Raw genomic sequence first — 13,785 nt, 5'->3', positions numbered from 1 at the left:
TACGTATATATACGAACAGTTTGAGCTATAATTCATCAAATTTAGATCACTACACAGGAATTTATGATTGCGAATCACCCGGAAGCGGAGCAAATCCGCCTCGAGAATGTTTTGTTTGCATTAGGAAATCCGCTGCGACTGGAGATTGTGCAGACGCTGGCACGACAAGGTGAACAGCCTTGTGGCGCGTTGCGCGGCGAGGTAGCAAAATCGACCATGACGCATCATTGGCGCGTGCTGCGCGACAGCGGCGTGATCTGGCAACGACCGATGGGCCGGGAAAATCTGATTTCGTTACGACAGGACGATCTTGACCAGCGCTTTCCCGGCTTGCTCCAAACCTTGTTGACTGCCATCGCACATAATTAAGCATTTGATGGCTGGCAACCCTACGCGTCAGGTTTTAAGGTAAAGGTTTTCAGGCAAGGGAAAATAGCATGCGCATTCTGATTGTTGGGGCCGGCGCAACCGGCGGGTATTTTGGCGCACGTCTGGCGCAAGCGGGACAAGACGTGACGTTTCTGGTGCGTGAGCGCCGCTTGACTCAGCTGCGGGAGACCGGGCTGATTTTACAGACGCCGCAAGGCACTGAAACACTGCAACCGCAACTGGTGCAGGCCAGCTCTCTGGACGGATATTACGATCTAATCGTGATCACGGTGAAGAGTTTTGCTCTTGAGCAGGCGTTGGAGGATATCGCGCCAGCCGTTGGGCCTGACACGTTGATCATGCCGATTCTCAACGGAATGCGCCACATTGATACGCTGTGCGAGCACTTTGGCACAGACAAGGTGATTGGCGGTTTGTGCAAAATCAACGCGACGCTAGGCAAAAATGGCGAAGTGGTACAGATGACTCCGCTTCACCAAATTTACTACGGCGCACTGGATGGCAACAATGATGCGCGGTTGCAGCGAATTGATGACGCCCTGCGAGAGAGCGTGGTGGAGACCTTTTTCACCGACAATATCATCAGCGAGCTGTGGGAAAAATGGCTGCTGTTGAGTACGCTTGGTGCGGTGTGCGCGCTGGCACGCGGCAACACGCAACAGGTTTTGCAATCTCAGGGCGGCGAAGCGCTGCTGCAGAGCATTTTTAGTGAGATTCTTGCGGTGATCAGCGCGGAAGGTTATCAACCGCGTCCAGCTATCACAGCGAAGATTTTTGAAGTATTGAGTAATCCTGCCACGCCAATGACCTCTTCAATGTACCGCGATTTGACGCAAGGTTTTGACATCGAAGCGGATCAAATCATTGGCGACCTGCTGTTACGCGCCAAACGCAACGGCATTAATGCGCCGTTGCTGAATGCGGTAAACGTCAATTTGCAGGTCTATTTACAGACTAAGCATCACGCAAATTAACCGGTAAATTGTTAGCCTTTAACGGCTGATGCGTCCCTGAATATTAGGCAGATGCATCAGCCGTTGCCACGCGGCATCCACCTCATCTGGCATTTCAACCTCGCCGAAAAAGCCTTTGCCTCGCGGCCCATAACCTTGTTCGTCATTGCGTAAACGCTGCACTTCGCCCATCAGCAGCGAAAGAAAACGCTCCAGCGACCACAATCCCTGCGGTGGTGCGCCAATAATGCGCGCCATGCCCGCGTCAAGAATCAGCTGTGGCGTAAATACCGGCCAGTTAATGAACTGCGGCGCATCTGCACGATCGCGCCATTGCCAGCGGAATGTCGCATCCGTACGACGCTGCAACAGCGGATCCTGAATCAACACCACATGCTGCGGCTGAATATTTTTTTCATCCAGCAAACGCTGGCTGAATGCCGCGTTCTCGCCGCAGTTGCGCGAGGCACCTTCTAACAGCAACTGTTGATCCGTTAGTGCCGCGAAGGTGCGGGCAATGGCTGCCAGCATCTGCGCTTCGCCCATGTCCTGGGTATCAATTTGACGGTAAAACGGATGCGTTGCCATCGCTTCGGCTAATACCGGCGTGGCATGCCCTTTTCCTCCGCTGATCAAGAGAGGCAGATCAAATTTTTTCGCCAGCGCCACCGCACCTTCGATATTGGGTAACACCGAATGGCCGGCAAGAATAGCCAGATCAGCGCTGATTTCACCCTGATGCGGCATGTCATCAAGCGCCAGCCAGGCGGCAATCACGTTGATATCCTGAATTTCGTTGTCGCTGAGTTGCATATTTTTTCTCCTGTGCAGCGCGCAGTGTACCGCTCTCCCGGCATGCTGGCTGGAAAATTTGCTACACTCGCCGCTCTATCTTCAGGAGAGTTCAATGACTTCCCGCTCCGTGACCCTTGATGACGTGGCCCAACTGGCTGGCGTCTCCTATCAAACCGTTTCTCGCGTGCTTAATCGCTCTGAACAAGTTTCACCGCGCACGCGTGAAAAAGTCGAAGCGGCGATGCAGCAGCTTAATTATGTGCCGAACCGCGTGGCGCAACAGCTGGCGGGAAAAGCCACCCGCACGCTGGGGCTTGCCACCAGCGACTTAGCGTTAATGGCACCGGCACAGATTGCGTCTGCGATCCAGCAGCGTGCCGCAGCCGCCGGGTATCATTTGGTGATTGCCATGGACAGCGGCAATCAGGCGGAAGCCACGATAAATGAACTGCTGGCGCAGCGCGTTGATGGCTTGCTGATCAACCTGCCGCTTAGCGCGCCACAGGCAGAGCAGATTCAAACGTTGTGCGGCGCAAAGCCGACGCTGTTTTTAGATGTTGAGCCGCAGGCGGCAGTGGCACAGTGTCAGTATCCCAATGCTGCAGGTGCGCAAGCGGCAGTTGAATATTTAGTATCACTGGGACACCAGAAAATAGGTTTGCTGAACGGGCCGGAACAGTCGGTGTCGGCACGCCAGCGTGAAGCAGCGTGGATCGCCTCGCTGGCGACGCATCAGCTAACGCCACACTACATACTGCGCGGTGACTGGAGCGCGCAATCGGGTTATCGGGCGTTGCTGGCTCAACTTCCCCACGATTTACCGCAAGCCTTGCTGGTGGCAAACGATCAAATGGCGCTGGGTGCGATGCGCGCGCTGCATCAGCATGGCGTCGCTGTGCCTGGTGAAATATCCGTCATGGGCTACGACGATACAGTGGAAAGCGCGTGGTATCAGCCACCGCTGAGCACGGTACGTCAGGATTTACAGCGGCTGGGTGAAGTCAGCGTGGATCGATTGTTAGCGCAGTTGCGCGGAGAAGCACTGCCGATGGCAGAACTGAAAACCGCGTTGGTATTGCGGGAATCCACGGCTGCGCCAGGTAACGGCAAGCAGGATTTACCGGAAATGGCGCAGCAGTTGCAGCAGATTGCGCGACGTCTGGCTGAGCACAAGGCATAAAAAAAGTGCCCGCTTGGGCACTTTTCAAGTCTGTAGGTGTTACATCGGCTAAATTTACTGCGCTTTCGGTTCGCCCATGCTTTTAATCTTTTTCGACAAATCACGACGTTCTTTCGACAGATCGGCGTTTTTAATGATGTATTCGTCAACGCGATCTTCATAGTCAACGCGCATGCTGGCGATGATTTCCTGAATCGCCTCAATGCTCATGCCGGGTTTAATGTATTCACTCAGGTTGTCCAACAGCAGCACACGCTTCTGGTTGTCACGAATTTTCTTTTCGTTGTCGTGAATTTCACGCTGCAGTTTGTTCTTGCGGCGGAACATACGTACGAACTCCAGTACGTCCTGAAATGATTGCTTGGCATTTTCCATGATGGCACCTTTCTTTGAGCCTGCTGTCGCAGGGAGAGAGTCAAAACGATCAGCTTAGCGGCTAGCCAGCCTTGTAAGCAATTTTCACAGCTAAATTCAGACTGGCTCTTATCTTAGCGCAAAGAAAGCGGGTTTCACATTAAGTCATTGTCTGAGGTGATTATTTGCGCAGCGCCAAACGCAGTAAATCATTCATCCTTTCCAGCTGTTTCGCCAGCTCCAGACTGATCCAGACGTAGCCGTAAATTGGCGTCTCCTCAATTCTTTCACTGCCTGCATCGGCAATTAACTGCTTCAATTCACGCGTAATCTCTGCCAGCTCATGACTGGTGGCGATCACCTCTTCGGTTTCACCGCATACCGCCAGGCGCGACAGCGCGCGCAGCGCGTTTTCCGTCATCTGCTGGGTGCGGCGTAACGTCGGTGCGTTCAGTAAGATCAGATGGCTTTCACGCGATGCCCACCACGCGTTGATCTGCATTTCAACGGTGTACACCATATTACGGTTGATGGTTTGAATCGCTTCAAACACCGATTTGGGTATCCGCGTCTCTTTACTGGAAGGCTCCAGCAAGGCACGCATCTTGATAATAGTGGTGAGTAATTTTCCAAGCGGCTTATTCAGACGTGGTTTCTCAACCAGATTAGGCGAGAAACCGGCGTGATAAATAGTGGCGATCTTCTCCAGCGAATCTGACAGCTGAATGCGCCAGTGCATGTAGGCGCGCTGTGCCCAGATAGCGCTGAACAGCAGCGCCAGCAGCGACCCGAGAATCACATCGCCCCCGCGCCACAGCGCCACAGTGAAGTCACCCGCTGGAGCCCCCACCACTACGCTAAGCGTAATACCAATTAGCAACGCCATGTAAGGATGTTTACCCAGCGTGAGATAGCCGCAGACAAACATCACAACGCCGCACCAGACCAGCATCACCGGCAGTGAAACCAGCTCCAGCTTTAGCGCAATCAAACCCGATATTGACCCGGCAAAGGTGCCGCAGATGCGTTGTATGGCGCGCGGAAAAACGTTGCCCCACGTCGAGATAGGTCCCATCACCACCACTAAAGTGATCAGCGGCCAGGTTCCTTCAGGAATACCGGTCATGCGCACAAACAGAAAGGTCAGTAAAAAAGCGATAGCGATGCGCACGCCATGCACGCTGCGGTAATGGCGGTAGAACCAAAATTCGAGTTTCGATATGGGCTTATCAGGGCGCAAAACGGCTTTCCAGCTGTTGGATCATTTCGTGCCTTATTCTAACCCTTAGATTTGCTAAGGCTTAGTGACACTTCTACATTTCAAAACAGTTTTGACGTTTACTTACAATAATCAACAAACAGATTACAAACACAAACCAACCATAAAACAAACGAGTAACTGTTTATTTGAGTTTCATTTTTTATTTAACATTGATTAAGGAAGCATCATGAAAAAAAGAGCCAAAACCCTGCCGGGAGTCACGCGACGGCAAGTGTTGACGTGGTCTGCGCTAGGCGTTGCCGCCAGCGTGAGCCAGGCCGCCGATGCCGTGTCGTTGAAAGGATCGCCCGGCTGGACGCCGTTTAGTGACAACCCGCCCGAAACCTTTGATCAACAAGGATGGCTGTTTTTTACCGATGAAGAAGCCCGCACGGTAGAAGCGCTGGTAGACCGCTTGATCCCCAACGATGAACTGAGCATTGGCGGTAAAGAAGCAGGTTGTGCCGTGTTTATTGATCGCCAGCTCAAGGGGTCTTACGGCACGTTCGAGCGCCTCTACATGGAAGGCCCTTTCCAGAAAGGCACCAGCGAACAGGGCGACCAATCCGCTTTGGTGCCGCAGCAGCGTTATCGTCAGGGTTTAGCCGCACTCAATCGCTATGTGCAAACCACCTCGCAGAAAAACTTCGTTGACTTAACGCCAGAACAGCAAGACGCGCTGCTGCACGATATGGAAGCAGGTAAAGTGCATTTTGATGGGTTCGATGCCCAATCGCTGTTCCTGGAAGTGTTGAATAACACCATGGAAGGCTTTTTTGCCGACCCGATTTATGGCGGCAACAAAGAGATGGTGTCGTGGAAAATGCTGGGATTCCCAGGCGCGCGTTATGACTATCGCGACTATATCGAGCGACATAACGAAGACTTGCACCTTGAACCGATCAGCATTGCGCAATGGAAAGCGAAAGGATAAATCATGAAAAAATTGCCTAAAACAGACGTCGTAGTGATTGGACTCGGCTGGGCGGGTTCGATCATTGCCAATGAACTGGCGGATGAAGGACTGGACGTGATCGGTATTGAACGCGGGCCGTGGCGCGATACCGCACGCGATTTTAACATCGGCACCGTTACGGATGAGTTGCGCTATGTGATGCGCGAAGAGTTAATGCTGCGCACCAAACAAAATACCTGCACCATGCGCAATAATCCGTCACAAACGGCGTTACCGATGCGCACCTGGGGATCGTTTCACCCCGGCAACGGCACGGGCGGCGCGGGTAACCACTGGGCTGGGATTACCTTCCGCTTTCAGCCCCACGAGTTCCATCTTAAATCCTACCTGACCGATCGTTACGGCGCTGCCGCGATGCCTGATGAGCTGGTGCTGCAAGACTGGGGGACAACCTGGGAAGAGATGGAGCCGCATTATATGCAGTTCGAGCGTGTGGCGGGCACCTCAGGACGCGCAGGCAATATCAATGGCGACGTGCGCGAAGGCGGGAATCCGTTTGAAGGGCCGAGGTCGGGTGAATACCCTACGCCTCCGCTGCGCCAGCCTTATGGCCCAACGCTGTTTGCAGACGCCGCCAAAAATCTTGGCTATAAGCCTTTTCCGGTGCCCTCTTCGCTGGTTTCCGAAGCTTATACCAATCCCTATGGCGTCACGATGGGCCCGTGCACCTTCTGCGGCTTTTGTACCAACTACGGCTGCGCTAACTATTCAAAAGCCAGCGCCATTACCACGATATTGCCAGCGCTGATGCGTAAACCGAATTTCACCGCCTACACCAGCTGCGAAGTGTTGGAAGTGCTGACCGATTCCAGCGGTAAAAAAGCCACCGGCGTGACCTATATCGACTCTTCTGGCGATAAATGGGAGCAGCCTGCCGACATTGTCATTGTCGCGGCCTTTACCTTTGAAAATGTGCGACTGATGCTGCTTTCTGGCATTGGCGAAGCCTACGATCCGGTCACTAATAAAGGCACTACCGGGCGCAACTACGCTTACCAAACTGCCAATGGCGTAACGCTGTTTTTTGATAATAAGAACTTCAACCCCTTTATCGGTGCGGGTGCGGTTGGCATGGGCATCGACGAGTTCAATAACGATAACTTCGATCACAGCGGGCTTGGCTTCTTTGGCGGCGGCAGTATTCGCGTCACGCCGATTGGTGCCGCGCCGATTGGTAATCGGCCTTTACCGCCCAATACGCCGAAGTGGGGATCGAAGTGGAAGCAGACGCTGAAAGATAACTACCTCAGCACCATGTCGATTGGCTGTGAAGCCAGCAGCTACACCACGCGCACCAACTATTTGTCGCTGGATCCCAACTACAAAGATCCGCATGGTCGCCCGCTGCTGCGCATCACCTTCGACTTTGCGCAAAACGACCTGAAGATGGCGCAGTACTGCACCAACAAGGTAGCGGAGATTGCTAAGTCGATGAACCCGCGTGAAATGATCGTCAAGCCGATGACCGGACACTGGAGCAGCGTGCCGTATCAATCTTCCCATGTGGTCGGTGGATTCATCATGGGTGCCGATCCGCGCACCAGCTCGGTGAACAAACATCTGCAAGTGTGGGATGTCCCGAATCTGTTTGTGGTGGGCGCCTCGGCTTTTCCGCAGAACCCCGGTTACAACCCCACTGGCACCGTCGGTGCGCTGGCTTTCAAAGCGGCCCACGATATTCGTCAGCACTATTTAAAACGTCCGGGGGAGATGATCAGCGCATGAAAACATCACCGCTTCTCTCCGCCGCTGCCTTGCTGATGGCGCTGAGCTTTAATACCCAGGCGCAGCCGGAGTATGATCAAATCGCCCGTGGCAATTACATCGCCACGTTAGGCGATTGTACGGCGTGCCACACCAGCAATGAACAACAGCCTTTTGCCGGTGGCGTAAAGTTACAAACGCCGTTTGGTGTACTGGTGGGCGCTAACATCACACCAGACCGCGAAACCGGCATTGGTAACTGGAGCTACGATGATTTTCGTCGCGCCATGAATGAAGGTGTAGGTCACAACGGTAAACGCTTGTATGGCGCAATGCCGTTTACTGCCTACACCAAAATGTCGGAAAAGGATTTGCAAGATTTGTGGGCATGGATGCAAACGCTGCAACCGATCGATCATTCGGTTGAAACCAATCAATTGCCCTTTCCGTTCAACATCCGCACCAGTTTGCTGTTCTGGAACTGGATCAACTTTACCCAAGGTGAGTTCAAGCCCGATCCGAACAAGTCAGCGGAATGGAATCGCGGCGCGTATCTGGTGGAAGGGCTGGGCCATTGCGGCACCTGTCATACGTCGAAAAATCTGTTAGGCGGAGACAAAAGTGATCTGCTCGGCGGCGAAGTGGTTGAAGGATGGTATGCGCCCAATCTTACCGCTAGCGATCATCGCGGTTTAGGTAAGTGGACACAGCAGGATATTGTCAGTTATTTGCGTACCGGCGTGAATCGTTATGATATTGCTTCCGGGCCGATGGCCGATGCGGTGCGCCACTCCACGCAACACTGGCATGAAGACGATCTCAATGCGGTTGCGGTTTACCTGAAAGAAGGTGAGAAAAGCGATGAGGAGAAACCTGAGCCGCTGGCGGCAAGTGATGCACGCATGAAAATGGGTGCCACTATTTACGAAGCCAAATGTTCAGCCTGTCACAGCCCTGGCGGGCGTGGTGAGAAAAATATCTTCCCGCAACTGGCAGATAATCCACTGCTTAATCAAGTGGATGCTACCTCACTGATGCGCGTGGTGCTCGCAGGAAGCCGTGGCGTAGAGACCGATGTCCGTCCAACTGCACCTGCAATGCCCGCGTTTGCCGGAACCTTAAGCGATGAGAATATCGCAGCGGTGCTGACTTACATTCGCAACAGCTGGGGTAATGCTGCGTCGCCGGTCGAGGCCGGAGACGTTAAAAAGATGAAGGAGAGCTTGCAATAACCGCAAGTAATAACCTGAAAGCGCAATATAAGAAGGGCAGCCGTTGGGCTGCCCTTTTACATTATCTTCACTAAATTATTTTTTAACCGGAATGTAAAGATCAACGTCCCAGACGCCGCTTTGCGAACCATCGTTAAGATAGTGATCAAAACAAGGACGATCATCTACCTGCCAGCCGCTGGTCGGCAACCATTGCTCAAACAGTGTCAGCCAGTGTTTAGCAAAGTCGCCGTCTTCCACAATCACGCGCGCCACCGCATATTTTCCCCCCGCCAGCACGCCTTTGTGCGGTCCATTTTCAGCGGCTGGCAAATCGAAATCAGCCTCTACACCAATCACGGTATCGATTTCCAACTGCGATGCCGCAACTTTATTTGGATTACCGTGGTAAATCCCCATCCATTCGCCGCTGATCCCTTGCTGCCCGGCCCATGCCGTTAAGCGTGTAAATCCTTCTGGCGCGGTCTCTTCAAAAGGCCCAACCAGGTGAAAACCGACCCAAGGCGTTGCGGTACGTTCTACAATTTTAACGTCCATCTCCTCTCCTCTGTTTGTGGCTTTAGATGCGCCCACTCTGCCACAGCAGCCTGCGGCGCACCTTGCGTTATGCCACAAACGCGGTTCAGAGCTTCTGTTTCAGATAATCTTTGATGCGCGTAATGATGCCAGCTTCATCAACTGCTTTTAGCGTAACCAGCGGATAACTCGCCAGTTGTTTATCTTTATCCATCACCTGAATCTCGCCGACCACTTCATTGGCTTTGAGCGGCGCATCGAGCTCATTGCGATTGAGAACGTATTTTGCTTTCACATTCTTAATTTCGCTGCGCGGTAATGAGAGGTAAACGTCATTCGCAGTGCCGACATCAACCTGATGCGGATTGCCATACCAGACGTTTTCACTGCCAATTTTCTTACCCGCATGGAACAGTTGTACGGTATCAAACGTATTTTGGCCCCAAACCAGCAGTTTACGCGCCTGCTCTTCGCGCCCTTTTGGGCTTTTGCCGCCCATGACGACCGCGATCAACCGATGTTTTCCCACCACGTTGGAAGCGATAATATTAAAACCCGCCGTTTCAGTGTGACCGGTTTTCAGACCATCAACATGCAGGTTGTTATCCCACAACAGGCCGTTACGATTATTTTGCGTAATGCCGTTAAAGGAGAGCGTTTTCTCGCTGTACATGGCATAAAAATCGGGTTCACCATCGATAATGGCCCGTGAAAGCTTTGCCATATCCAGCGCGCTAGAGAACTGACCTGGCGCATCCAAACCGTGCACCGTTTCAAAATGGGTATTCTGTAATCCGAGCTTGTCGACATAGTGATTCATCATCTTGACGAAGCTCTCTTCGCTGCCCGCCACGTAATCGGCCAGCGCCACGCAGGCGTCGTTCCCGGAATCGATGATGACGCCGCGACTTAAATCCCGCACGCTTACCTTGTCGCCAGGCTTAAGGAACATCAGTGATGAACCTTTGAAGACCGGATTGCCCGCCGCCCATGCGTCTTTACCGACGGTTACGATGTCATCACGCGTAATTTTCTTTTGATCGATAGCGCGATCGACGACGTAACCGGTCATGAGTTTGGTCAGGCTGGCAGGATTGCGGCGCTCGTCAGGATTTCCGGCGGTCAATACCTGTCCCGTGGTGGCATCCATTAAGACCCATGAAGCCGCATCAACGGCAGGCGGCGTCAGAGGAAACGGCATGTCGTCGGCGTGTGCCAGCGATGCCCAAAAAACAGTAGCAGTTACAGTGATCAACAGACGCCTTTTCAACACTTCATCCTTAATTGCATAAATGGGTTACGAAACAGAACAGCCGCACGTTTTACGGCAAAAGCATTGAGAAGGTTTAATTAAATTGAAAAAAAGTATGATCGCAGCGACTTGCCTCGCATCGCACAGCGACGCAGTTGTGCTGACGGACGCAGGAGACTATCCTGAGCACTGGTTTTTCCTCTATACAGGACAACGATGTGCCCTCGGATTTAACTTTTCTGTTTCACGATTATGAGACCTTTGGCACCAGTCCTTCGCTGGATCGCCCGGCCCAGTTCGCTGGCTTGCGCACCGACAATGAATTCAACCCGATTGGCGAACCGCAGGTATTCTATTGCCGCCCGCCGGATGATTATCTGCCTCAGCCGGAAGCGGTCATGATCACCGGTATCACACCGCAAATCGCCATGGCGCGCGGTGTAAGCGAAGTTGAGTTTGCCGAACGTATTCATACGCTGTTTACCGAGCCGCAAACCTGTGTGGTGGGCTATAACAACGTGCGCTTTGACGACGAAGTGACGCGCAATATTTTTTACCGCAATTTCTTTGATCCCTACGGCTGGAGTTGGCAAAACGGCAATTCGCGCTGGGATCTGCTTGATGTCATGCGCGCCTGCTATGCGCTGCGCCCTGACGGCATCAACTGGCCAGAAAATGAAGATGGCTTTCCCAGTTTCCGCCTGGAACACCTGACGAAGGCCAACGACGTCGCGCATGAAAATGCCCACGATGCGATGTCTGACGTCTACGCCACGCTGGCGATGGCGAAGCTGGTAAAAGAAAAGCAGCCCAAACTGTTTGAATTTTTGTTTACGCATCGCAACAAAAACAAACTCATGACATTAATTGACATCCCGCAAATGAAACCACTGGTGCACGTTTCCGGCATGTTCGGGGCTGCACGCGGCAATACCAGCTGGATTGTGCCGCTCGCCTGGCATCCCGATAATCGTAATGCCCTGATCGTGGTTGATCTGGCGGGTGACATGACGCCGCTGCTGGAGTTGGATGCCGACACGCTACGCGAGCGTTTGTATATGCGTAAAAGCGACTTGGGTGAATTAGCCTCGGTGCCCATCAAGCTGGTGCATATTAATAAATGCCCGGTGCTGGCCCCGGCGAATACCTTGCGTCCTGAAGATGCAGACCGTTTGGGGATTGATCGCGATCGCTGTCTGGCTAACCTTGCGCTGCTGCGCCAGCAACCTGATGTGCGAGAGAAAGCAGTCACTTTGTTTGCCGAAGCGGAGCCGTTTACGCCCTCAGAGGATGTCGACGCACAGCTCTATGACGGTTTCTTTAGCGACGCGGATCGAGCGGGTATGAATATTATTCGCCAGACTACACCGCAGAACTTGCCGGCAATGGATCTGACCTTTGAAAGCGCGCGCGTATTGAAATTACTGTTCCGCTATCGTGCCCGCAACTTTCCCGGCACGCTGGATGATGCCGAGCAACAGCGCTGGTTACAGCATCGTCGTGAAGTGTTGAATCCTGAGAAAGTGCAGGCGTTTTTACTGGAGCTGGAGTCGCTGGCGAGTTTGCATGAGGCGGATCAGGAAAAAATGGGGCAACTGAAAGCGCTCTATTTATATGCGCAAGAACTGGTTTCTTAAAGTCCGTGCGACTGATGTTGAGTTGAGTCTGATTGAGTGCGAGGCGCGCTGTCCCCTTCCCAACCTTCCCCCGCAAAGCGGGGGAAGGAGACGCTTCGATATACAGCGACAAATCTAGATAAATGCCCACACTAACCAGGTCAGGGCAAAACCACATAATCCCATCAACGTGGTTAGCACTGTCCAGGTCCTCAAACCGTCCGCTACCGACAAACCTAAATAACGCGTTACCACCCAGAATCCAGAGTCGTTGACGTGAGATAAACCTAATGCGCCGAAGCAGGCTGACAGCGCCACCAGCACCAGCTGCATATCGCCTAACCCCGTCACGGCGGTGCTTAATAATCCACACGTGGTTACGATTGCTACTGTGGCTGATCCCTGTGAAGCACGCAGTGCCAACGACAAAATAAAGGCAGCAGGGATCAAGGGAAGATGAATGGTTTGCAGTGAACCGGCCAGCGCTTTACCTACCCCAGATTCCACCAGCACTTTACCAAACGCACCCCCCGCGCCTGACACCAAAATGACCCCTGCTGCAGTTGAAATCGCCTTATTCGACAGTGTTTCTAGCTTTTCTGTGGTCCAGCCACGACGCAAGCCGAGCAGCCAGGATGCCAGCAACAACGTAATCAGCAACGCTATACCTGGCGACCCTATTAGGGTCAGGACTTTTAACGGCAAACTGCCTGGTGTCAGGTGTGGAGGCAGTAATGTTCCCAACATGATCAACAAAATCGGCAGAACAATTAAACTGGCGATCAACATGGCGCCCGGCACGTTTTTATCACGTGTCGATGAAGCGTGATCGGCCGATTCCGTCAGTTGCAGCTGTTCAAGGACCTGTACTGAAAGATGATATTTTTTGCGGTTTAACGCTTTTGCCGCGAAATAACCGACGACGCCCACTGGCACTGAAATCGCGATACCCAACATCATCAACCAGCCCAAATCAGCATTCAGTAATCCCGCCGCCGCCGCCGGGCCTGGATGTGTTGGCACCGTAACGTGAACCATCAACATCATTCCCGCCATCGGTAAACCAAACTTCAGCGGTGAAACGCGCATCACTTTGGTAAAACCATAAATCAGTGGCACGACAATGATAAAACCGACATCGAAAAATACTGGTAAGCCCAGAATGAAGGCGACAATGGTTAATGCTGCCACCATACGTTGCGGCCCACATAGCCTGGCGAAACGGTTTGCCAGCGCATCAGCGCCGCCTGAAGCTTCGATAATCGCCCCCAGAATCGCCCCTAAAACGATGATTACCGCAATGCTTCCCAGCAAACTCCCCATGCCGCCGAGTATCACTTTCATGATGTTTTCAGCAGGGATGCCCGTGGTGATCGCCACAAATAAGCTTGCGATCAATAAAGCAATAAAAGGGTGAACTTTGGCTTTAATCACCAGAAGTAACAGCAATATCACGCTGACTAGCGCGATGGATAACAAGAAGGTAGTGGACATCGGCAGACCTCTAATTATTTATATTTTTCAGCAAGTTAAATATTTTGCAGATTTCTAACTGG

13 protein-coding genes are annotated in these 13,785 nt (G+C 52.7%); 7 read left to right on the top strand and 6 right to left on the bottom strand.

Annotated features, from left to right (window positions below; all coding sequences use genetic code 11):
• Positions 1 to 63: 63 nt before the first annotated feature.
• Positions 64 to 369: a helix-turn-helix domain-containing protein gene (locus tag MUG06_RS02495; RefSeq protein WP_215846435.1), complete on the top strand. Its 306-nt coding sequence runs from the start codon at positions 64 to 66 to the stop codon at positions 367 to 369.
• A gap of 68 nt (positions 370 to 437) precedes the next feature.
• The gene (locus MUG06_RS02490; protein WP_243077623.1) at positions 438 to 1,364 is read left to right on the top strand and encodes a ketopantoate reductase family protein; all 927 of its coding nucleotides are present in this window, start codon (positions 438 to 440) and stop codon (positions 1,362 to 1,364) included.
• A gap of 18 nt (positions 1,365 to 1,382) precedes the next feature.
• Here MUG06_RS02490 and MUG06_RS02485 read toward each other — a convergent pair whose 3' ends face one another.
• On the bottom strand, positions 1,383 to 2,156 hold the full coding sequence (locus MUG06_RS02485) for a YdcF family protein (RefSeq protein WP_243077622.1): 774 nt from the start codon (positions 2,154 to 2,156) through the stop codon (positions 1,383 to 1,385).
• 94 nt (positions 2,157 to 2,250) lie between these two features.
• Here MUG06_RS02485 and MUG06_RS02480 point away from each other — a divergent pair, with 94 nt between their 5' ends.
• The gene (locus MUG06_RS02480) at positions 2,251 to 3,318 is read left to right on the top strand and encodes a LacI family DNA-binding transcriptional regulator (RefSeq protein WP_243077621.1); all 1,068 of its coding nucleotides are present in this window, start codon (positions 2,251 to 2,253) and stop codon (positions 3,316 to 3,318) included.
• 54 nt (positions 3,319 to 3,372) lie between these two features.
• Here the strand turns inward: MUG06_RS02480 and tmaR are convergent, their stop codons facing one another.
• Together tmaR and MUG06_RS02470 are read right to left on the bottom strand one after the other, a co-directional pair.
• Complete coding sequence (gene tmaR / locus MUG06_RS02475; protein WP_215846430.1) at positions 3,373 to 3,693, bottom strand: PTS system regulator TmaR; 321 nt, start codon at positions 3,691 to 3,693, stop codon at positions 3,373 to 3,375.
• Positions 3,694 to 3,853: 160 nt separating this feature from the next.
• Positions 3,854 to 4,912 (bottom strand): FUSC family protein, encoded by a 1,059-nt coding sequence (locus MUG06_RS02470; protein ID WP_243077620.1) that lies wholly within the window; start codon positions 4,910 to 4,912, stop codon positions 3,854 to 3,856.
• A 208-nt stretch (positions 4,913 to 5,120) separates the two neighbouring features.
• Here MUG06_RS02470 and MUG06_RS02465 point away from each other — a divergent pair, with 208 nt between their 5' ends.
• From MUG06_RS02465 to MUG06_RS02455, 3 genes are read left to right on the top strand one after another with little or no spacing between them, the layout of a single operon-like run.
• Positions 5,121 to 5,867 (top strand): gluconate 2-dehydrogenase subunit 3 family protein, encoded by a 747-nt coding sequence (locus MUG06_RS02465; protein ID WP_243077619.1) that lies wholly within the window; start codon positions 5,121 to 5,123, stop codon positions 5,865 to 5,867.
• On the top strand, positions 5,868 to 7,634 hold the full coding sequence (locus tag MUG06_RS02460) for a GMC family oxidoreductase (RefSeq protein WP_243078479.1): 1,767 nt from the start codon (positions 5,868 to 5,870) through the stop codon (positions 7,632 to 7,634). It begins immediately after the preceding gene.
• Positions 7,631 to 8,845 (top strand): cytochrome c, encoded by a 1,215-nt coding sequence (locus tag MUG06_RS02455; RefSeq protein ID WP_243077618.1) that lies wholly within the window; start codon positions 7,631 to 7,633, stop codon positions 8,843 to 8,845. The genes MUG06_RS02460 and MUG06_RS02455 overlap by 4 nt, the downstream gene beginning before the upstream one ends.
• 75 nt (positions 8,846 to 8,920) lie before the next feature.
• Here MUG06_RS02455 and MUG06_RS02450 read toward each other — a convergent pair whose 3' ends face one another.
• Positions 8,921 to 9,382, bottom strand: a complete 462-nt coding sequence (locus MUG06_RS02450) for a GyrI-like domain-containing protein (protein WP_243077617.1) — start codon at positions 9,380 to 9,382, stop codon at positions 8,921 to 8,923.
• A gap of 85 nt (positions 9,383 to 9,467) precedes the next feature.
• Entirely contained in the window at positions 9,468 to 10,631 is a 1,164-nt protein-coding gene (gene dacD, locus MUG06_RS02445; protein ID WP_215846425.1) for a serine-type D-Ala-D-Ala carboxypeptidase DacD, read from the bottom strand.
• A 200-nt stretch (positions 10,632 to 10,831) separates the two neighbouring features.
• Between dacD and sbcB the strand changes: the two genes are divergently transcribed.
• Positions 10,832 to 12,250, top strand: a complete 1,419-nt coding sequence (gene sbcB / locus MUG06_RS02440; RefSeq protein ID WP_243077616.1) for an exodeoxyribonuclease I — start codon at positions 10,832 to 10,834, stop codon at positions 12,248 to 12,250.
• A gap of 114 nt (positions 12,251 to 12,364) precedes the next feature.
• On the opposite strand, the gene MUG06_RS02435 is transcribed toward sbcB, so the two are convergent.
• Positions 12,365 to 13,723 (bottom strand): GntP family transporter, encoded by a 1,359-nt coding sequence (locus MUG06_RS02435; RefSeq protein ID WP_215846340.1) that lies wholly within the window; start codon positions 13,721 to 13,723, stop codon positions 12,365 to 12,367.
• Positions 13,724 to 13,785: the final 62 nt, after the last annotated feature.

It is taken from the genome of Pantoea sp. MQR6 (genome assembly GCF_022761075.1).
GTDB classification, from domain to species: domain Bacteria; phylum Pseudomonadota; class Gammaproteobacteria; order Enterobacterales; family Enterobacteriaceae; genus Pantoea; species Pantoea phytostimulans.
Note: the sequence above shows the minus strand (reverse complement) of the source record. Positions and strands in the feature narration are given on the sequence as shown.